The following is a 21,437-nucleotide window of genomic DNA, read 5'->3' as shown; positions in this document are numbered from 1 at the left end:
TTAACCGGATGTTTTTCTAAACTTATGTTAAAATTAACCAACTTTTGAGATGGATGGGGAGATGGGGAGATGGGGAGATGGGGGAGTGGGGGAGTGGGGGAATGGGGAGATGGAAAACATGCTTTTGAGAGGGACTCGCTGTTGTCAGGTTTGGCAACGGGGAGTTGTGCCCTATCAAGCGGCTTGGGAATGGCAACAAGAATGGGTGGCTCAACGGCGGGAGAATCCGGATTTGGACGATCTGCTGCTGTTGTTGGAACATCCCCCGGTTTATACTTTGGGACGGGGGGCAACTCTAGATTTTCTCAAATTCGATCCGCAGCATCCTCCCGCAGAACTCCATCGGGTGGAACGGGGAGGCGAAGTGACCTATCATTGTCCTGGTCAACTAGTGGGCTATCCGATTTTGAATTTAGCTTACTATCAACGGGATCTGCATTGGTATCTGCGGCAATTAGAGACGGTTTTAATGGAGACGCTTAAGGTTTATGACTTAAAAGCCGATCGCATTCCGGGTTTAACGGGGGTTTGGCTTAAGGGTTATAAAGTGGGGGCGATTGGCATTAAAGTCAGTCGTTGGATTACGATGCATGGCTTCTCCCTGAATGTCAACCCGGATCTGGAAGGGTTTAAGGCGATCGTTCCTTGTGGTATCGGCGATCGCCCCGTGGGAAGTCTTGTACAATTTCTCCCTGGTATTTCTGTCGCTGATATCCGCCAAACCTTACTCCAGATCTTTGCCCAAGTCTTTGAGGTTTCCCTGGTAGAGCGTGGGGGAATGGGGGAATGGGGGAATGGGGGATCACCAATTACCAATTACCCATTACCTATTACCCATTACCCATTACCTAAAATGGAATTTCATCGTCCTCTAAAGGTTGAATATCCGCAGGGGATGGCGCAACGGGTGCTGGAGTCGGTAGGGGAAGGGGAGCAACTGGAGCCGGAGTAGAAATGGGGGTAACATTATGGGGTATGCTGGCTGTTGCTGCTACTGCTGCTAAGGGTTGAGTGGCAACCGGTTCGCCATAGATATTATAAATCCGGGAAACCACTAACTCTGCGCGTTTTTCTTTAAATCCCTCCGGGCGATCGAATGTATTCATTCTCAGGCTACCCTGAAGAATCACCCGATCGCCTTGATGATAGCCTTCGGCAATCTCCGTGGCTAAATTTCCCCATCCCACCACCTTCAAGGTATGGGGTGGATCTTCTGCCTTGGTTGCTGCGAACTGGACTAACATCTCCGCCACTGCCGTCTCATCGGGGGTATAGCGCAGTTGAGGGTCTTGGACAATTTGGGCCATTAAAATACAACTATTCATCTAACTTGAAGAAAAATTCATCATCAGCCTAATTCTAGCGAATGTTTGTGCCTATGGGGATGGGCTAGGTTGACTGGATTAAAATCGCCCAAACTAAACCCCATGCTTCTGTCCACTCGACGACTGCGCCATAGGTATCTCCGGTATGTCCTCCGAGTTGGCGATTCAACCACCATCCAGTTGCCCAGGCGATCGCCGCCCATCCTAGTGTTAAGCTGAGAATCTGTATACCGGGTTGGGAATTGAGGGCCCATTGCACAGCACTGAAGGTCATCAGCATCAATAAAGTGGGTAAAACATCTTTATAGGATTGAATTGCTGCTTTATGAAAGGCTCCTTTTCCGGTGGGTTTCAGATAGGGATAGCGCCAAATGGCAATCAGTTGTCCGGCTCTTCCCCAGGCGGGAATGGCAAGCAAGATCCACAACATTTGTGGATCTAAGGAACTCAGAGCAGCCGTTTTGAGTAATAAAATGAGGATGCCAGAGATGGCTCCAAATGCACCGGTAACGCTATCGCTCATCACCTCTAAACGGCGATCGCCATCCGTAACACTTAAACCATCGGCCGTATCCATCGCTCCATCTAAGTGTAATCCCCCAGTGATACCAACCCAGAGGGTAACGATTACGGAACTGCGGGTTAAATTCGGCATTCCTACGGCCCATAACCCCCAATTCATCACTGCTAATGTTGTCCCGATCAGCAGTCCTACCAAAGGGGCAAACCTGGCAATCCCCGAAAACTCTAGAGGCCAAGATGCCGGTATCGGTATATGGGTGTAAAAGGCGATCGCCCCCCAGAAATCCGAGATCCATTTCATTGCCACTCCCCCCATGCTCTATGTTAATCTGCAAATAGACATCTACTCTGTTTTCTAAGTCGTTGATCTGAATCTTCCCCTTCTTTAGGGTGTGTTTGAATCAGAAACAGCGCGACTGGATTACTTCCGTTTTACTTGCGCGATCGATACTTCTAATTCGATCTAAAAATCCGTAGAATCTGGCAAGTATCCGCCAAAGACTTAGGATAGAATTGTCTCATAGGCTACTTTAATAGGCCATTCTATCTTAGGGTGCAGTCTTGGGATGTCACATCGTCAGTAGTCTTGTCGTCCTCTTTTGAAATTAGAGAGTTTTTCCCATGAATTACGATCAATTGCCTGGCAATACACGGTTACCTGCTCCTTGCATTCTCAACAGAGGCGTTATTGTGAATCCACAGGATATTCAGAAAGTGATTGGGGATCTCCACCTTGTCCGTTATCTTGAACTCTTTGATGGGCAAACCCAAGCTACTGGAGAAGCCTATATCCAAGAAGTCTTTGCTGAACCCCTGCGCTCCACTATCTTGGCTAATCATACCCTATATTTGAATATTCAAAGCTTTGATTATTTACAACTTCAGCAATCTGACAACCAAGAAACCTATTTTGATTTAGTCCAAGATAACCGTGTTCTGCGGTTAATTCCGCTCTCCAACCCTCTGCAAAATCAACCGGTTAACTCGATTAATACGGCTGCCCTAGAAGTGATGATGGCAGAAGTGTTAGCTGCTAATTTAGATGTACAAATGGATGATGACGATCCCTTAGCTTAATTACAAAGATTTAAATCGTGACTGGAGATTCTACATAAATATTGGGTTCTTGCAACGTAAATTCAATTCCAAATTCCATGAGTTTTTTGGTCACTTTCTGATTGGCGAGTTCAAGTAGGCGTTTTCTCAATTGAATGGAATTCTCATTGGAACCGAGAATAAAGAAAGTCACTCTCGCTCTGGTATTCTGGTGAGATTCTGCATCATTGAGGAGAACAATACTGGTGCTTCCTGGATCGATACCAAATAGAGAATCCGTACTTTCTTTAACCACTTGTTGTACCAAAGCTTGTTCTCGCTCTTCCAGATACCGATTAAAATCTAAGTACAGTAAGACCATGACTTTTTTACCCCTGGTTACATTTTCAATACCCAGGTTGGCTAAAGTATTGTTGGGCATAATAAATAAGGTGCTTTTAGCAGCCGTTCTAATTTTAGTAGACCTTAATCCAATCGATTCTACACGCCCATATAAACCGTCTGGTAAGCGAATATATTCCCCGGCAATAAAGGGGCGGTCTAAATATAAAACAATGGTTCCTAAGAGTTGTTCTAAGGTACTTTTTGCTGCAAATGCTACTGCGGTAGCACCAATGGAAACCCCCGCAAGTAAAGCAGTTAGAGGAATTTTTTGGCTTTGGGCAAAGGCAACAACGGCAAAAAAACCGATTAAAACATTGACAACAGTTTCAATAATTAAGATGAAATCATCGACTTCTATGCCTAATTTTCGGACAATAGAAATACCATAAATACGGACGAGTTGGCGGAAAAGACGGGAACAGAGCCAGGCTAAACTAATGGTTAGTCCTAGGGTGATAAAGGGTTGGGTGAATTGATAGAGTCCGGGGTTATTGTTAAGCCATCCTAGGGAAAAATAAATTAAAATAAAACTACCTGCTACCCGAAATTCTTTTTTTAGGGGTTCTACAAAGTCTTCATACAGACGGTTGACTTGTCCAGAGCTGGAAAAGCTACGGTTAATGACAAAGCGAACAAAGTTAGGGGTGGCTTTACCGATCAGAATCGATCCTAAGACAAATAGTAGAAAAATCAGGGGATAGGGAATCTGATATTGATCGAGTAGATTTAGGGTGGAATCGGTTAATTGAGTCCAGGTAGAAAAGTTCATAGGGGTACTTTACACGGTAATTGGAGAGTCAACATAAATATTGGGTTCTTCAATATCAAATTTAATGCCATACTCCTTGAGCTTGAGGGTAATATTTTGGCGGGCGATATCGATCATTTGTCGGCGAATTTCCATGGATGCTTTGCCGGAACCGAGGATAAATAGGGTGATTTGGGCTTGAGTTTTGGGTTCTGAGCCTGTTGTGTTGAGGGTTCTAAAGGTGACGTTGGTACTGCGGGGATTAATGCCAAAAATGTCTTGGGTACTGGCGAGAATGACTTCGCGAATTAGGGCTTGTTCTTGTTCTTCTATGATGGAATAAAAGGTGAGATAGAGTAAAGACATCACCTTTTTGGCTCCGGTGAAGTTTTCAATGTTGACTTGAGTCAGGGAGTTGTTGGGTACAATGACGAGAGTGCCTTTGCCAGAGGTGCGAATTTTGGTCGATCGCAGTCCAATGGATTCGACTCTGCCAAATGTGCCATCGGGTAAGCCGATATAATCATCGATGACAAAGGGGCGATCGAGATAAAGCACGATACCACCTAAGAACTGGCTGAGGGTGTTTTGAGCAGCAAAGGCGATGGCCAATCCGCCAACTCCTAAACTGGCTAAGAGTCCGACCACATTCACCTGATGGGTTTGGGCAAACAGGAGAATCGCCAGAATTACGATCGCGGTATTGACTGTCCATTTACTAACAATCAATAGCTCGCTATTGACTTTGCGTCCACTCTGAAAGGCAGCATCAATCAGATAGACATCAAAGAATTGTTGAAAAATGCGCGAAGCTAGAACAGTTAGGGTGATGGTGAGGCTTAAACTCAGCAGCCTTTCTCCCCAAGGATTGAGAAAATCAAACCCCCATAGGATGAGCATCAGATCGACTAGGGCTAATAGGAGAGTGATGCGGATTAATCCCTTAAATGGACTGACGATTTTTTCTAGAACTGTTGCCGTTTGACTCGGTAGTGCGGATAAGATCGCCCTTAAAATGACTCCAGGGAGGGCACGTAATCCTAGAAGGATAGAGGCGATCGCCAAGCAAAACAAGACAATACCCCACCACTGGATTGGAAAGGTTGCCAGATCGGAAGCAGTATTTTCCATAGGGAATGGGTGGAAAATGGATCGGATAATATCAGGGTTATTATATCGGGTTGCAGCCAGAAGGTGAATCATTCCCTAGGAAGAGATGCGATCGTGCCCATCCATTCGCCCCATCATACTTCATCATCCTGAAAATTAAGTATATTCAATTAGTCTAATTGTAATTAAGAATTTTAAAGATTTGTATATTTTTATTATGTTATCATTAGAATTCAAAAATCATAGAATATGCTTAAGGAGCAAATAACTGTCTCAGTATGAACAATCTCACAGCTCAGATAGTTAAAAGTCATATGCAATATTCAAGGAAAACGTGGAAATGCAGAATCAAAAAGTTTGTTAATATCTTATTCTTGGGCATTCTTTGCTTTTTAAGTCTACTTATTTACCATCATCATAACCGCGCTTTAGCTCATCGCCCCCATGATATTGTTTCCCAAGTCCGAATTTCTCCTACTTACAATCGAGATCAAACCTTATTTATCCTAGTTAGAGACAATCTATTTAAATCTACTGATGGCGGGTTTTATTGGCAAAGATTGAGCAACAATATAGATAATAAAGCAGATTTTTCTTCTTTAGATATTTCCCATCAGAATCCTAAAACATTATTGCTTTCATCTCCTCAAGATGGAATTTATAAATCTGTAGACTTAGGTCAATCTTGGTCTGCCATTAATCAAGGCATTAATTCCTTAAAGATTAGCTTGGTTGCAATTTCCCCCTATTCCGATCAAATCTTCTTAGCTGCTGGAGCAGAAAACGGACTTTACCAAACTGAAAATAGTGGAAAAAATTGGTCACAAACGCTCAAAAATTCCAGTCATATCACAGCCATAGAGTTTGCCGATGCCAATCAAATTATGATTGGAGATTCTCAAGGGAATATTTATCGTTCCCTCGATCGAGGTAAAACCTGGAATCTAGCCTTTACAGTCCAAAATAGCGGTGCGATTACAGCCTTTGAATTTCCCCCCAACTTTTCTACAAATCCAACTTTTTGGATAGGAACTCAGAAAGGAGGAATTGTTAAAACAGAAAATAATGGATTATCTTTTACAACTGCTAATGATGGGCTATCCGATTTCAACATTAGAGATATACTTCTCATCCCTAGCCAGAACAATGCGTCTACTTTGCTCGTATCAACCTGGACAGATGGATTATTTAAATCAACAGATGGCGGACAGACCTGGAATCATGATAATCAAGGAATAACTCAAGATTATCAAGCAGATACACTTGAACAACCCCATTTTAGCAACATACAAATCTCCAACAGATTTGACCAAGATCAAACTGTATTTTTAGGAGGTTTTAATGGACTGTTTAAATCAACAGATGGGGGTAATGTATGGGAGGAATTAGAAACCTTATCTCCAGGTACTATTGTCGCCATGGCAGTATCTCCAGATTATGATAATGACTCCACAATAGCAGCCGTTAGTTATGTAGGAGAAACCTATATCAGCAAAGACCAAGGAAATACCTGGTCTCCCATGAATAAAGGGTTAGAAATCCCTCGTTTTACTCGGAAATTTGAAGAAATTAGTATAAATCAAGATCCGAGAAGATTTTTTGATGTTGCTTTTTCTCCTAACTACGATCGAGATAATACCCTATTTACCAGTGTGTTATGGAGTAAATTTCTTGTCTCTAATAATAGAGGAGAATTCTGGAATCTTGTTCCCTTAAGTAAAGAGGTAAGGGGGATTGTTATCACCCCTTCTCCCAACTTTGCTAATGATAAAACGGTTTATTTAGCCAGCCAAGAAGGGATAATTTTTCGATCGACTGATGGTGGATTCAATTTCTCCATTATTGGCAAGATTAAGCGAGTATTGGGTAACGATCCCCCTTCTGTCGTCATCTCTCCCAATTTTTCATCCGATCAAACCCTCTATGCTTCTACCTCTGAGGGGATTTATAAAACCACGGATGGAGGACAAACCTGGCAACCAACGAACAATACCAATGAGATCCTAGCCAGAAATAATTATCAATTGGTTATTTCCCCTAATTATGCCAATGATAATACCCTTTTCTTAGGGACTAACCAAGGACTATTTAAAACTCAAGATGGGGGGAAAGTATGGGAACAGGTTACCAGTTCTCCTGACATTCAAAATGGATATATCGGAGGAATGAATATTTCACCCAACTATAGCCAAGACCAGACTTTAATCTTGAGTGTAAAAGGCCAAGGATTATTAAAAACAGTTGATGGTGGACAGACATTTACTCCCATTGGTAATCCCTCCCTATCCTTATCTAGGATGCATAATGTTCCCTCTGCCTATCGTTCAATTCAGTTTTCTCCTTCCTATGCAATCGATCAGACCATTTACGGTTTTGGATCGGCAGAAACAGAAATTTTCAAGTCAACCGATGGGGGTAATAGTTGGCAGACCTTGAGTATTCCTCGAACCATACCCACCTACGAATATAAGTACAATTTTTTGACGACTATCGATCTCATGATTTATGTCTATAGTAGTCAAATCAAGAAGATAATCGTCTCCTTAGCTGCCGCTTTAGTCAGTTATTTTATTTTGGGATTTCTGAAGTTAGAACAAAGATTAAAATTGCCGATTGGTAAACATGCCATGCAAATAGCTGGTTCCGGTCTTATCTTTGTGTTAGCTTTAATCATCTTTTTCACTTAAAACCTAGGTTGGAGTCATAGCCATGAAAGTAATTATTCAAATTCCCTGCTATAACGAAGAAGCAACATTAGGGCTGACCCTTTCTCAGTTACCTCGCGAAATTCCTAATATAGAGGTTGTAGAATGGCTGATTATCAATGATGGCAGCATTGACAAAACTGTAGAAGTCGCCAAAGCTTGTGGTGTCGATCATATTGTTAACTTTGATCATAATCAAGGATTAGCGAAAGGCTTTATGGCTGGGATAGAAGCCTGTCTAAAATTAGGAGCCGATATTATTGTCAATACAGATGCAGATAATCAATATTGTGCTGATGATATTCCTAAACTGATTGAACCTATCTTGAATGGTGAAGCGGAAATTGTGATTGGAGCTAGACCCATTCATGAAATTCAATACTTTTCACTCACTAAAAAAATTCTCCAAAACTTGGGAAGTTGGGTAGTCCGTGTGGCTAGTCAAACCGATATTCCTGATGCGCCGAGTGGCTTTCGAGCTATCAGTCGTTCGGCTGCTATACGCTTGAATGTATTTAATGAGTATACCTATACCTTAGAAACAATTATTGAAGCAGGACAAAAAGGAATAGCAATTTGTTCTGTACCGATAAGAACCAATGAAGAACTTCGTCCTTCTCGATTGGTTAAAAGTATTCCTCGGTACATTAAACTTTCTATTTTTACCATTATTCGCTCCTTCATGGGTTATAAACCCCTGCGATTTTTTACCCTTTTAGGTACAATTCCTTTCACTCTGGGTTTTTTGATCGGATTCCGATGGTTAATTTTGTATTTTAGTGGTAGTCCTAGATCCCATGCTCCTAGCTTAATTTTAACAGCTATACTGATTTTGATTGGCATTCAAGTTTGGATATTTGGTTTAGTGGCTGATTTGATGTCTATCAATCGCAAGTTACTGGAAGATATACAAATGAAGCTGCGTTTTATGGAAATTAATAGCAATCACTAGGAAATTGATATGAATTTTATGATGAATCAAATAAAGTTAAGATCTGATCCATTTCTGATAATTTTGAAAAATAACTTTGCTTGGATAGTCATTAGCTTTGGTGTTTTTCTCCGGGTGCATCAGTATCTTTATAACCGTTCCTTATGGTTAGATGAAGCGATGCTGTCACTTAATATTGTAAATAGGTCTTTTTTAGAACTTTTAACACCGTTAGATTTTCGCCAAAAAGCGCCCCCTTTATTTTTGATTGCAGAAAAAATATGTGTAAACTTGTTTGGTTCAAGCGAATATGCTCTTAGATTACCCTCTTTAATTTTTGGCATCTTATCAGTCATTTTATTTTATGAAGTCATCAAACGATATTCACACCCAAAAGTAATTCCATTCTTTCTAACATTTTTTGCGATTTCCAATCCTTTAATATACTATTCATCAGAAGTCAAACAATATTCTGCTGACTTAGCCGCATCTCTATGTCTATTATTGATTGTTTATCAAACACATAGGAATATTTTAAATCGGTCAAAAATTATTATTTTCGGACTCACTTATGCTGTTTTAGTATGGCTATCTTTTCCATTTATATTTGTATTAGCAGGTGCTTTTATCAGTGAGTTTTTGTTTGATGTGTTTTCTAAAGACAAGAAAAGGATATATCAAACCATTACCATCTATATAATCCCTTTGGTGAGTTTTTGTGTTTTATACTTTTTATTTATTAAAGGAGAGAATCAAGGTTTACAAAATTCTTGGGACTGGAAAGGCGGATTTGCTCCTATACCCACTCTTTCATCAATTCCGGAAACATTGCGATGGTATATCACTACGTTTAATAATATGTTTATTGCTCCAACAGGGTTTACTACACCTGGTTTAGCTGCCCTGTTATTTTTGACAGGATGTATTGGAGTGACAGTAAGTCTAAAAAGTCGATATAAGCTATATATACTTTTATTGCCCATTGGGTTAACCTTGTTTGCTTCAATGATACAAAAATATCCTTTTTCCACTTTAACTAACTATTTACATGGTCAAGGGGGAAGGTTAATTTTATTTTTAGTTCCTTTTATCTTGATCATTATGTCTGAAGGATTAGCCTATATCACTTGGGAAAATGACCAAAAAATTGCAATGTTAATAACGATCATTATTTTACTCAATCCCCTAGTAACTTCATTGCAATATTTAAAAAATCCTAGAATGATAGAAGAAGTTAGACCGGTAATCAATTATGTTCTTAATAAGCAAAAAGAGTCTGATATAATTTATTTATACTATAGAACGAAACATCAATTTAGTTACTATCAAAAACAATTGGATTTGTCGGCCAACCAGAATATAATAGAAGGAAGGGAACGCTTAAAAAATGAGTATATCGACATCCTGGAAAAATCACAAAACAATGCTAGAGTTTGGTTCGTTTTTTCTTACACACTAGAAGTTAATGAAAAAGATATAGAGTGGTTTTTAAATCAACTCAATTGTACAGCAAAAAAGGTTGAATCTATAGAAAGATATGGCTCTTCTGCCTATTTGTATGATTTCAGTCAAGGTTAAATCCATAATTATTCAATGTAACGGAGGATAACTAAAAAGTGTTGAATGCAATTATTTTATTTAGCTTTTTTGGGTCAATTGTATGATTATTTTCTTTGTAGTTCCTTTAATTTCTTTAGTTATATTAGGATTGATTTTTCAAGCTAGAAATCCGGATTGGCGCGATTCGAGTTTATCTGCTTTAGTAGCTTGGGGTGTTATTTTAACAGCCATAACTGAATTACTCAGTGTTTTAAAACTGTTGCAATTCGGATGGGTAATGCTTTTATGGCTTTTGGTGAGTTTTACCGTGATAGCTATTTATTGGCGATTTTACCGAAAACATCCTCATCTCCAGCCGCAAAAAGGATTTAATATTCCTGTATCTTCAGGGATATTATTAGGTGGTGTAGGACTAATTGCGATCGCTCTTGGGGTACTGGCGATCGCCGCAGCACCGAATCACTCGGACTCGATGGAGTATCATATGAGTCGTGTGGTTCACTGGATACAGAATGCTAGTGTGGCTCACTACCCCACCCATACCATTTTCCAACTGTATCAAAATCCCTGGTCAGAATTTGCGATTATGCACTTTCAGATTCTGACCAATAGCGATCGCTTTGCCAACCTCATTCAATGGGGAAGCATGGTGGGTAGCTTAATCGGTGTATCATCCATTGCCAAACAATTGGGTGCTTCCTTAAAAGGACAAATTCTAGCGGCTGTGTTTTGTGCTACGATTCCCATGGGAATTTTACAAGCCACCAGTACCAATAATGATTATGTAGTGGGATTCTGGCTCGTTTGTTTCGCTTACTTTACCTTGCTCACCCTGAAAACAGGGGCAACCCCAGAGAACCTATTCCGATTGGGATCGAGCTTAGGATTAGCCGTATTAACCAAAGGAACCGCCTATATTTATGCCCTCCCTTTTTGTATTTGGATCGGTTTATGGGGAATCAAAACCCTGCGCTGGAAAGCCTGGAAACCTTTTGTAATCATCACATTGCTATTTTTAGCTATTAACCTGGGTCATTATACCCGTAACTTTGCCTTATTTGCTTCTCCTCTAGGTGTTGCATCCGACGAAACCAATCAAGAGTTTAGCTGGGCTATTTTCGTCTCTGGAATAATCAGAAACTTATCCTTACATGCAGATATTGTCAGAAATTTATGGTTAGAAAAATTTATCACTCCAACTACGGGATTGACGAATAAAGTCGTAGAAATCATTCATAGCTTTTTAGGCTTAGATGTTAGCGATCCGAGAATCACCAGTCCTAAAGTAAAGGGGTTTTATGTTCCCTCTCTATCCCTCTATGAAGATACGGCTGGTAATCCCTTTCATTTATTGTTAATTATGCTATCTCTTAGCATTTTGATCATCCGAGATAGACTCAGAAAACAGCCTTATCTTATCGCTTATTCCTTCTGCCTGTTATCTGGTTTTTTACTCTTCTGTTTTCTTCTCACTTGGTCTCCTTACCGTTGCCGCCTGCATTTACCTTTGTTCATTCTCTTTTCGGCGGTGGTAGGTGTGGTTTTCTCAAAAACCTTTCATCCCAAAGTTAATTATGCTTTAGCCTTGTTACTCCTGTTCCTCTCTCACTCCTGGGTATTGAACAACTCAGTGAGACCTTTTTTAGGTGAAAATAGTATTTTCAAGACGACCAGAATTGAACAATACTTTAATACAAAACCAGATTTAAAAGCTAGGTATCTACAAGCAGTAGAAGTAGTTGAAAGTCAAAATTGCACTCAGGTGGGATTACTCTTAGAGAATATATCATTTGAATACCCCCTATGGAGAGCATTCCAGCAGAATAATCAAGCGATCGAATTTAGGCATATTGCAGTTAGCAATGAATCAGCCGTAAAAGCTGAGAGTTTACCGTACAGAAATTTTAAGCCTTGTAGCGTTATTTACGTCAATGGCAAGAAGAAAAAAGAACCCCCACAGATTAGAATAGATGGCCAACAATATCGCGAATCTTGGTCAGAAGAATCAGATCAGAAGAAAACGATTTCTGTTTTGGCAGCTCCTTAGAACTCTAAACGTTGAGTGAGAATCAGATGAGTAAAGATTTATTTGCACAAGAGGCGATCGCCCAAATTCCCAAACTGCTGACGCTCCAGGATCGGAACCCCCATAGCCCCAACTATGGCTGCTTCGATCGCAACTTCTGGCAGTATAAAATTATTGACTTTCCCAGTGGCATGGCTCAGGAGTTCGTTTGGCCCCTGGCTTTAGCCTACGATACCGAAATTCCCAGCAACCCCTTCTACCAAAAACCCATTCTCCGAGATTGGGTAGAAGCAGGTATTATTTTTGCCGCTAAAAGGAGTCATGCTGATGGTTCCTGCGATGACTATTTCCCTTACGAACGGGCAGGAGGAGCCGCCGCCTTTTCCCTGCTTGCTTGTATTGAAAGCTACACTCAATTACAGCTCAATCACCAACGGGCGATCGATTTTTTTGTCCAACGAGCCGATTGGTTGGCCCATCACCAGGAAAGCGGCCGACTGACGAACCATCAAGCCTTAATTGTATTGTGCTTAGAACTACTTGCAAGACTGCTAAAAACCGATCGCTGGCAGGAACAGAAAGAGCAACGTCTAGAACAAGTCTTATCCTGGCAAAATCCAGAAGGATGGTTTCAGGAATATGAAGGATGTGATTGTGGCTATCATACTTTAACCATTTCCTGTCTAGCTCGGATTTATGAACTCACGCCCAGTTCTCCACTCAAAGAGGCGATCGCCAAAGCCGTGACGCTGGCCAGTCATTTTATACATCCTGATGGCTCCTACGGTGGAGAATACACCAGTCGCAACACCTATAACTTCTTTCCCCATGGCTTTGAACTCGTCGGTAAATGGATACCTGAAGCCTTAAGTATTAACGATCAATTCCTCAAAGGACTAGCCAACGGTTTAGCCCCTTGTTATGCCGACGACCATATCATTGGTCATCATACCTGGAATTACTTACTCGCTTGGCGCGATTTTGTCCGCGATCGCCCCCCTACAGCCCCCCGTCCCAGCGATCGCCTCTGGTTACCCGCAGCCGGACTCTTAATCGATCGCCGTCAAGACACCGAACTCTATCTCGCGCTCAACAAAGGAGGAGTTTTCAAACTCTTTCGAGAAGGTAAACTCATCGCCTCAGATACCCAATTTTCCCTACAAATTCAAGATAATAAAAAAATCAAAAATGCCGTCGCCCATTTAGTCAGTCCAGACTACCATATTCAAGTCGATGAGCATAAAATTAAAATCGATGGCGCATTCGGTTGGGCTAAACAAAAACAAATGACTCCCCTCAACCTCATGATTTTAAGAATCGTCATGCTCACCCTAGGACGTTTCTTCCCCAACTTAATTCGCAAAACCCTACAAAAAATTCTCATTACCGGCAAAAAAACCGCCCCCTTCACCTTCTCGCGCACCTTAGAATGGCAAAACCAAGGTTGGAAAATCACCGATGAACTCTATGGCAAATCTTGGGAAAATGTCGTTTCAGCCGGAATTGGATGCGATCAAACCTCAATTTACGTCGTCATGAGTCGCACCTTCCAGATGGGACAATTGCAACCCTGGTTAAACTTAACCGATCGCATTAAATCCCTTAAACCCGGTCAAGTCCTCAAACTAGAACGAACCCTTTAAAATGAAACGATTTATTTCTATTTTTGTCAGTGTTGTTATCCTCTTCATTATTTATTCTAAAATTGACGTTCAGGGCTTGATCCAAGTCTTCCAGAACTGCGATCGCCTCTGGATGGTAACCAGCCTTGCCATGGTAATTCCCATCACCCTCGTCACCTCTTGGCGACTGCAACAACTCATGCCATCGGGAAATAGCCTCAGCTTTATCGAAGCCAACCGCCTGATTTTAGGATCTAGTGTTCTCAATATGGTATTGCCTTCCAAAATGGGAGACATTGCTAAAGCCTACTTCATGAAAGATCGAGGACATTTAAGTGGTACACTCTCCCTTTCCTTAGTCGTCTTTGAAAAAGCCTGCGACATGCTCTCCTTACTCCTATGGTGTGCCTTTGGCTTGCTCCTTTATCCTCAAAAAGATGCCTTTTTTTGGGCCATGACGATGGCGATCGCCCTAGGATTAATTTTAGGATTACTGCTGCTCGGCTCTAAAGCATTTGCAGGCTTCTTTTTTACCATCACCCTTAAAATTATTCCCCGGAAAATGAAAACCAAGCTGCAAACCCTCCAAGACTCTTGGGGCGAAATGCACGACTATTTCTGGCAAGACAAAAAACAACTTCTGCTCACTACCGCCACCTCGATCTTTCTTTGGTTTTTACATCTGTTACAGATTTGGTTATTTATCCTCACCTTAAACGCTTGGGTTCCCTTTTGGATCAATTTAGCCCTATCCCCCCTCTCCATTTTAGCCGGATTACTCCCCCTCACCTTTGCGGGCATTGGCACTCGCGATGCCGCTTTAATTTTCTTCTATCAATCCTATTTTGATGGAGCAACTGGGGCAGCCCTGGGATTGCTCTGTACTTCCCGCTATGTCTTGCCAGCACTCATTGGTTTACCCCTCCTAGGACAAATGATGGCAGCAGTGCAAAATGTAAAAAAGACTGACTCTTGAGAGGGAAGAAACTTACGAGATGTTGAATTCAGTTGCAGCCAAAAATACGATCGCCGCGATCGCCACTGCTATTGTGCCCCAAGCAGGCAGCGTCGGCATTGTGCGACTATCAGGAAGCGAAGCCTTGCAGATCGCCCAATTGCTCTTTGAAGCTCCCGGAAACCAGCCCTGGGAGAGCCATCGCATCCTTTATGGCTATATCTGCGATCCCCATACCGGGGCGATGGTGGATGAGGCTTTGTTGATGATTATGAAAGCGCCCCGCTCCTACACCCGCGAAGATGTGGTGGAATTTCACTGTCATGGGGGCATCATGGTGGTGCAACAGGTGCTGACACTCTGTTTAGAGCAAGGCGCTCGACTGGCACAACCGGGAGAGTTTACCCTCAGAGCATTTCTCAATGGGCGGATTGATTTAACCCAAGCGGAAAGTATCTCCGATCTGGTGGGAGCGCGATCGCCCCAAGCCGCAGAATTAGCCTTAGCGGGAATTCAGGGCAAGTTAGCTTCCCCCATTCGTCATCTTCGCAAAACCTGTGTTAATCTGTTGGCAGAAATTGAAGCCCGGATTGATTTTGAAGAGGATCTTCCCCCCCTAAATGAAGAGCAAATTATCAGGGAAATTAACCAAGTCTTAGACCAATTAAACACCATTTTAGCCACAGCCAATCAGGGAGAATTACTCCGCAGTGGCTTAAAAGTGGCGATCGTCGGTCGCCCGAATGTGGGAAAATCCAGCTTACTCAATGCTTGGAGTCAAAGCGATCGCGCCATTGTTACCGATCTACCCGGCACTACCCGCGATATTGTTGAAACCCAATTAGTCGTGGGCGGTATTCCCATTCAAGTATTAGATACCGCAGGCATTCGGGAAACCGGCGATCGCGTCGAGAAAATCGGCGTAGAGCGATCGCGTCAAGCCACCCAAAAAGCCGATTTGATCCTATTTACCCTCGATGTTTCTGCTGGATGGACAGCCGAAGATCGAGCCATTTACGAGCAATTGCCCCCCGAAAAAACGATCCTGATCCTCAATAAAATCGACTTAGTGGACGAGCAGCCCCCTGATTTACCAGGGAATATACTGGCGATCGTCAAAACCGCAGCCGCCCAAGGACAAGGCATTCGAGCCATTGAAGAAGCCATTCTCAGCGCCGTTAATGGGGGCAACCTGCAAGCGGCGAATCTCGATATCGCCATTAACCAACGGCAAACCGCCGCCCTCAAGAGCGCCAAAATTTCCCTAGAACAAGTGCAAACCACGATCTCCGAACAACTCCCCCTCGATTTCTGGACGATTGACTTACGGGGAGCCATTCAAGCTTTGGGCGAAGTCACTGGAGAAGAAGTCACCGAATCCGTCCTCGATCGCATCTTTAGCCGCTTTTGCATCGGTAAATAATCGTCCTTATCCCCCTATCCCCCCGCCTTTTTTTGCTAAAATATTAATAAATTGTTAAGATCATTCATGAATACCCCTGGTCAGGTTGTCACAGGGGATTGCTAGAAGGGAATTGCCCTATGACAATTGAACAATCGTTTTACCAGCAACTCCGCGATCGAGGATACTGGGATCAGACCGAGAGGTTATCGGATCGCGATTCCCAGAGTACCTTGGCGTTGGCTTGGTCAAATCCCAATTTGACTAGAGATCCTAGCACCATGTACAAGCTAGTTTGGCTTCTATCTTCAAGCAGCCGACGGAAGCGGCTCAGTCCCATTGATTTACGGATTTTAGACCGCACCGCGACGGATTTAGCGACTCAGGGTCAACTGCTACCTGCTACTAAGTCTTATGTGAAATATTTGTGGCAGCAAGTCTATACCCAAGAGTATTCTCAAGCACCTGTCCATGAATAATTAATCATTAATGATTCGGGGTTGGGGAGGGGATAAGATCGCGTAAGGCGGCTTGATTGAGTTTGCCTTGGGGAGAGCGGGGCAGTTGCGCGACTGCTACCCAAGTTTTGGGCTGCTTATAACGGCTCAGATGGGGGGCGATCGCCTCTTCCAAAGTCTCTAAAGTTACTCTATTATCCTTGGGTACATACACGGCTACAACCCGTTCGCCCCAATCGGGATCGGGAATGCCGATAACGGCTACATCTTGCACCTGTTGCGTAGACAGAATTGCCCCTTCGACTTCTTGGGGAAAGACTTTTTCCCCTCCAGTGATAATGGTCTGACTATAGCGACCAAGAATATACAGATAATTTTGGTCATCAAAATAACCGATATCATCCGTCAGAAAGGGGCGATCGCCAGGAAAAGAATGGGGAAAATAACCTAAAGCCAGAGATCTAGAGGCGATCGCCACTCGCCCCGGTTGCAGCGCCGGTAACCGGTTCCCCCGGTCATCCTCAAGGGTAATCTGAACATGGGGTAGGGGTTGCCCGCTACTCATATTGCCAGCAAAAAAGCGATCGGGTTTCAGCGTCGCCACTTGCGATGCCGTTTCCGTCATCCCATAGGTGAGCGCCACAGGAATTTTAGCCGCTTTTGCCTCTTCCAGCAATGCCGGCCAAGGGGGCGCACCCCCCAACAGCACCGCCCGAAATTGAGACAAATTAGAGCAAGACTGGGATAACAAGCGCTTCAGTTGCGTGGGAACCAGGGAAAGAAAGTAATTTTGGGGATTAAACGGCAGGGAACCGGTAAGAGACAGATAAGGCAAAAGGGCTAAAGTTCCCCCGGTGAGAAAGGTTCGCATCACTTGCATCAGTCCACTGACATGATAGAGGGGAAGGGTGCAACAGCAATGGATAGCATCAAATTCATCAGTCCCCCTTTTTAAGGGGGATATAGGGGGATCGCAAACGACTTCATCAGTCCCCCTTTTTAAGGGGGATATAGGGGGATCAAAAATCCTACATTCTGCACCATTAAAATAACTTGAAAACCCTGCCACCGAATAGCTCAAAGTTTCCCAGGTATGCATGGCAAAGCGTATCTTTCCCGACGATCCCCCCGTAGCAATCATTACCCTACCAGGAAAGGGAGGAGGGGGCGGTGCTTCTACCGGTGAGCAGGGAACCTTTCCCCAAATGAGTTGGGGTTGTACCTGTTGCCAAACTTGTTGCCATTCTCCGGTTTTCCACTGGGGGTTACCCAAAAAAACTGGGGTTTGGGTGGCAACAGCAGCCAAAAACCCGGCTAGAAATGGCACGGGTTCAGACTCATTGAGCAGGAGTCTGGGGGGTGTGGCATAGTGGCACAGATGCTCATACTTGGCCCAGAATAGGGGATAAAGGCGATCGCCCTGGAGACAAAGCAGATGAAAGGATTCGACTAAATCAGCGATCGTCATTTCGATATCCTTCGATCAAATGGGCGAGAATATGGGCAATATTCCAGGCATCATCAACCCCCCGATGGTGGGTTCCGATCAGAGGCAGATTGAGCAATTCTAAAGCTTGTGCCATCCCCACTTCTTTGGGTAAACCGTAGAAAATGGCCAGCAATGTTTTAATATTAATATGTCGAGAACTAAAGGGATAGGACACTTGACGCGCTTGGCATTGCTTCTCAAACTGAGTGCGATCATAATTGCCATAACTAGCCCAAACTCGGTTAGCCGTGCCATACTGTTTACGGAGGCGATCGCAAGCTTGCCTAAAGCTCATGCCCCCATCCACTTGCTCTTGAGTTAAAGTCGTCAAATCAGTACAGAACTCGCTGATGGTTGAAACTTCTGGCTTAACTAAAAGACTCTCCTTTTCTAAGGGTTGGCATAACCTTAAATCGAGCGTGGCAATTCCCACTTCAATAATTTCATGTTCCTGACCTGGAGGGGGTTGTTTGCGCCAACAAGTGGCTTCAATATCAATGACAATAATTTGATCGAGTTTGGGCATAATTAATCGTTTGGATCGATAGGGGGAAACTCAATTATGATTTCTAGCTTGTACGATCGAGATTATCATCAATGGCTACAAGAAACGGTAGAAGCTTTGCGAAATCGAGATTTCGATCGAATGGATTGGGATAACCTGATTGAAGAACTCGAAAGTATGGGCAAAAATGATAAACGAGCAGTCATCAGTTTACTCACGCGACTTTTAGAGCATTTACTCAAACTGAAATATTGGCAAGCCGAAAAAGAGCGCTGCGGCCATCATTGGTCAGCAGAAATTGTCAATTTTCGAGCGCAAATAGAAGCTCGTCTCGAAGATAGTCCGAGTTTGCGATCGCAGCTCCCCCTAATGTATGATAAGGCCTATTCAGTGGCCCTCAAGTCAGTCTCTAAGCTCTTTGACTTACCGGAAAATGCCCAAATCAGCTTATCCCAAGCGATCGATGAAGACTGGTTTGCTGAAGATTAGTCAACAGCTAAAATAGCCAGAAGAGAACTCACTCAACAGGCACAATGTCTTTAAGTCAACTGGCGGATGATTTATCCGGCACATGGGAAAATCGGGAACAAGCCTTAGATCAGCCCGCTTGGTATGTCCATTTAAGATTATGGCATCAACCCTTACCCTTTTTAATTGAGGGGTGTTTTGCCTTATTTGCCGAACAAGCACCCAAGGTTAATCTGAATCAACCCTATCGCCAACGGGTGATGGTGTTGCATTCAACAGCATCGCCCCAAGAATGGCAAGTAGAATATCGACAGTTCAAAGATCCGGGACGGTTTCAAGGAGCAGGAAGTAACCCGACTCAACTGGATGTCTTATCCCCATCCGATTTAATTCCTTTACCCGGTTGTTGGCTCAATGTTACTCAGCAGGAGCAAACCTTTATCGCTAAACCTCCCCCTGATGCAATCTGTACCTTTGAATATGAGGGAAAAAAGCGACAAGTGGTACTAGGTTTTGAGGTAAGTTCCGATCGTTTTAAAAGTTACGATCGCGGAGTCGATCCAGAAACCGGTCAATCTCTCTGGGGTGCAATGTTGGGGCCCTATATTTTCCAGAAAGTTTAGCCCTGATTCATCTTTTGTCAACGAGCCGATGAGAAGATAGGATAATACCTGATCTTCTCATCGGCTCGAAAACCCTATGGCTCGTTTTCTGCCAACCCGTTGGCCCTTAGTGGTGGTATTCCTGGTGGCGATTGCCACCCGATTACCCTTCCAAAGTCAAATCCTCTACGAACACGATAGCGTCAATTTTGCTTGGGCGATGGAGGAATTCGATCTAGAGCGCCATCAACCCCATGCTCCGGGTACATTTATCATCCTGATTTTATCGGCTCGTTTATTAAACCTTTGGTTCAAGGATGCCAATCAAAGTTTAGTGATGGTGAATATGATGGCCATGGCAATCGCCACCTGCGCCATTTATATTTTGGGCAACCTCTGGTTTAATCGCACTGTAGCTTGGATAGCAGCCTTGCTCATGCTATCGAGTCCCCTGATTTGGTTTTATAGCGAAGTGGGATTATCCTACACCCTAGAACTGGCTTGGGTAATTCTGATTGCCATCGCCTGCCATCATACCCGAAAGGGCGATTTCCGCGCTCTGTTGCTTTCGGCGCTCCTGCTGGGATTATCTGGGGGTATCCGTCCCAATACTCCCATTTTCCTCTTTCCCCTCTGGAGTGTGGCTGCGGGTTTAGGATGGCGCGAGAAACGTTATGGAGCAACAGAGATTATCTTAGCCTTGGGTGCAGGGGCGATCGGGGTTTTGCTTTGGGGAATTCCTCTCTTAATCCTCTCTGGGGGTTTAGATGCCTATGTGAGCGCCATTCAAACCTGGTTAGATGGCCATCTTGAAGATAGTGACAGCATACAAGAAACGATCTCCAATCTGCGGTTATGGCTCTATACTCTGGTCATGACCCTAGGGTTTGTTACTATACCTCTACTGGGGTTAGCTACTGCTCGTCGCTTCCGACTGCCTCCCCTCCCCATCCGCGACTGGCGCACCCAAGCGATTCTGCTCTGGTGCTTTCCTAGCGTCTTCTATCTTACCTTTGTCCACTTTCAGCGCCAAGGCCATAGTTATACGGTTATGCCTGTAGTGATTCTACTGGCGGCTTTAGGGCTGAATTGGTATTTACAACGAAACCGTTGGCGATCGCCCCAAACGCTCAAACTTTGGGTGGCCAGCTTTATCCTCTGTAATAGTTTACTCTTTATCTGGGGCCCCAGCCAATGGCGCACCTGGACGAGCCTCCAGGACTACGATCAATTTGTGCAACAGCGACTAGAGGTCATTGAGCAAACCTTTCCTCCCTCCAGCACCACTGTCCTCTCCAGTGGTCAATATGCGCGGTTAGTCTCTTATTATTGTCGGGACTATTTCTCTGCGGATTTAGGCATGATGCTGACTGAAGATTTGGCTCACCTCGATCCCAGAGTCAATACTTTAGTTCTATTTGATGCTAAGATTTTGGCGAATCTACCCGCAACTATTCCCATGCAAGAGATTCCCCTACCCAAAGGCGATCGGCTGCGCTATATTCAATGGCAACTCCCCCAAGACGTTCAAGTGAGCAAGAATCACCTGGTTTTAAAATGAAGTCAGGC

Annotated in this window: 18 protein-coding genes and 1 pseudogene; 13 read left to right on the top strand and 6 right to left on the bottom strand. The window is 43.5% G+C overall.

All coding sequences use genetic code 11. From position 1 onward, the window contains the following. Positions 1-109 precede the first annotated feature (109 nt). Positions 110-769, top strand: a pseudogene (lipB, locus tag AC3FZD_RS01875) (lipoyl(octanoyl) transferase LipB); the annotation flags it as partial. Positions 770-848: 79 nt separating this feature from the next. Here lipB and AC3FZD_RS01870 read toward each other — a convergent pair. Beyond that, positions 849-1,325: a single-stranded DNA-binding protein gene (locus AC3FZD_RS01870; protein WP_488738502.1), complete on the bottom strand. Its 477-nt coding sequence runs from the start codon at positions 1,323-1,325 to the stop codon at positions 849-851. A gap of 64 nt (positions 1,326-1,389) precedes the next feature. Further along, entirely contained in the window at positions 1,390-2,148 is a 759-nt protein-coding gene (gene cobS / locus AC3FZD_RS01865) for an adenosylcobinamide-GDP ribazoletransferase (protein WP_488738501.1), read from the bottom strand. 320 nt (positions 2,149-2,468) lie between these two features. Here cobS and AC3FZD_RS01860 point away from each other — a divergent pair, with 320 nt between their 5' ends. Beyond that, a complete protein-coding gene (locus AC3FZD_RS01860) occupies positions 2,469-2,924 on the top strand; it encodes a hypothetical protein (protein WP_488738500.1) in 456 nt (151 codons plus the stop codon). 10 nt (positions 2,925-2,934) lie between these two features. Here the strand turns inward: AC3FZD_RS01860 and AC3FZD_RS01855 are convergent, their stop codons facing one another. Further along, positions 2,935-4,056 (bottom strand): mechanosensitive ion channel family protein, encoded by a 1,122-nt coding sequence (locus AC3FZD_RS01855; RefSeq protein WP_488738499.1) that lies wholly within the window; start codon positions 4,054-4,056, stop codon positions 2,935-2,937. A 9-nt stretch (positions 4,057-4,065) separates the two neighbouring features. After that, positions 4,066-5,166, bottom strand: coding sequence for a mechanosensitive ion channel family protein (locus AC3FZD_RS01850; protein WP_488738498.1), 1,101 nt, complete (start codon positions 5,164-5,166; stop codon positions 4,066-4,068). A 353-nt stretch (positions 5,167-5,519) separates the two neighbouring features. Here AC3FZD_RS01850 and AC3FZD_RS01845 point away from each other — a divergent pair, with 353 nt between their 5' ends. From AC3FZD_RS01845 to AC3FZD_RS01810, 8 genes are all read left to right on the top strand, one after another. After that, complete coding sequence (locus AC3FZD_RS01845; protein ID WP_488738497.1) at positions 5,520-7,832, top strand: WD40/YVTN/BNR-like repeat-containing protein; 2,313 nt, start codon at positions 5,520-5,522, stop codon at positions 7,830-7,832. 22 nt (positions 7,833-7,854) lie between these two features. Beyond that, entirely contained in the window at positions 7,855-8,802 is a 948-nt protein-coding gene (locus tag AC3FZD_RS01840; protein ID WP_488738496.1) for a glycosyltransferase family 2 protein, read from the top strand. Positions 8,803-8,811: 9 nt separating this feature from the next. After that, a complete protein-coding gene (locus tag AC3FZD_RS01835; RefSeq protein WP_488738495.1) occupies positions 8,812-10,359 on the top strand; it encodes a glycosyltransferase family 39 protein in 1,548 nt (515 codons plus the stop codon). Between the two features lie 82 nt (positions 10,360-10,441). Beyond that, positions 10,442-12,388 carry an ArnT family glycosyltransferase gene (locus tag AC3FZD_RS01830; protein WP_488738494.1) on the top strand — a complete coding sequence of 649 codons (1,947 nt, stop codon included), beginning with the start codon at positions 10,442-10,444 and terminating at the stop codon, positions 12,386-12,388. Between the two features lie 26 nt (positions 12,389-12,414). Continuing rightward, positions 12,415-14,010, top strand: a complete 1,596-nt coding sequence (locus AC3FZD_RS01825) for a hypothetical protein (protein ID WP_488738493.1) — start codon at positions 12,415-12,417, stop codon at positions 14,008-14,010. A gap of 1 nt (position 14,011) precedes the next feature. Further along, positions 14,012-14,965, top strand: a complete 954-nt coding sequence (locus AC3FZD_RS01820; RefSeq protein ID WP_488738492.1) for a lysylphosphatidylglycerol synthase transmembrane domain-containing protein — start codon at positions 14,012-14,014, stop codon at positions 14,963-14,965. Positions 14,966-14,984: 19 nt separating this feature from the next. Further along, positions 14,985-16,367 (top strand): tRNA uridine-5-carboxymethylaminomethyl(34) synthesis GTPase MnmE, encoded by a 1,383-nt coding sequence (gene mnmE / locus AC3FZD_RS01815; protein ID WP_488738491.1) that lies wholly within the window; start codon positions 14,985-14,987, stop codon positions 16,365-16,367. Positions 16,368-16,486: 119 nt separating this feature from the next. Then, on the top strand, positions 16,487-16,825 hold the full coding sequence (locus tag AC3FZD_RS01810; protein WP_283751975.1) for a hypothetical protein: 339 nt from the start codon (positions 16,487-16,489) through the stop codon (positions 16,823-16,825). 7 nt (positions 16,826-16,832) lie between these two features. Here the strand turns inward: AC3FZD_RS01810 and AC3FZD_RS01805 are convergent, their stop codons facing one another. Both AC3FZD_RS01805 and AC3FZD_RS01800 read right to left on the bottom strand, forming a co-directional pair. Continuing rightward, the gene (locus AC3FZD_RS01805) at positions 16,833-18,272 is read right to left on the bottom strand and encodes a 2-succinylbenzoate--CoA ligase (protein ID WP_488738490.1); all 1,440 of its coding nucleotides are present in this window, start codon (positions 18,270-18,272) and stop codon (positions 16,833-16,835) included. Beyond that, positions 18,259-18,819 carry a 3'-5' exonuclease gene (locus tag AC3FZD_RS01800; protein WP_488738489.1) on the bottom strand — a complete coding sequence of 187 codons (561 nt, stop codon included), beginning with the start codon at positions 18,817-18,819 and terminating at the stop codon, positions 18,259-18,261. Before AC3FZD_RS01800 ends, AC3FZD_RS01805 begins: the two co-directional genes overlap by 14 nt. 36 nt (positions 18,820-18,855) lie before the next feature. Here AC3FZD_RS01800 and AC3FZD_RS01795 point away from each other — a divergent pair, with 36 nt between their 5' ends. The 3 genes from AC3FZD_RS01795 to AC3FZD_RS01785 all read left to right on the top strand — a co-directional run bounded on the left by AC3FZD_RS01795 (position 18,856) and on the right by AC3FZD_RS01785 (position 21,429). After that, the gene (locus AC3FZD_RS01795) at positions 18,856-19,287 is read left to right on the top strand and encodes a DUF29 domain-containing protein (RefSeq protein ID WP_488738488.1); all 432 of its coding nucleotides are present in this window, start codon (positions 18,856-18,858) and stop codon (positions 19,285-19,287) included. Between the two features lie 44 nt (positions 19,288-19,331). Continuing rightward, positions 19,332-19,889, top strand: coding sequence for a chromophore lyase CpcT/CpeT (locus AC3FZD_RS01790; protein WP_488738487.1), 558 nt, complete (start codon positions 19,332-19,334; stop codon positions 19,887-19,889). Between the two features lie 76 nt (positions 19,890-19,965). Further along, positions 19,966-21,429 carry a hypothetical protein gene (locus AC3FZD_RS01785; RefSeq protein ID WP_488738486.1) on the top strand — a complete coding sequence of 488 codons (1,464 nt, stop codon included), beginning with the start codon at positions 19,966-19,968 and terminating at the stop codon, positions 21,427-21,429. Positions 21,430-21,437 lie beyond the last annotated feature (8 nt).

It is taken from the genome of Roseofilum sp. KMC-1 (assembly GCF_057802075.1).
Note: the sequence above shows the minus strand (reverse complement) of the source record. Positions and strands in the feature narration are given on the sequence as shown.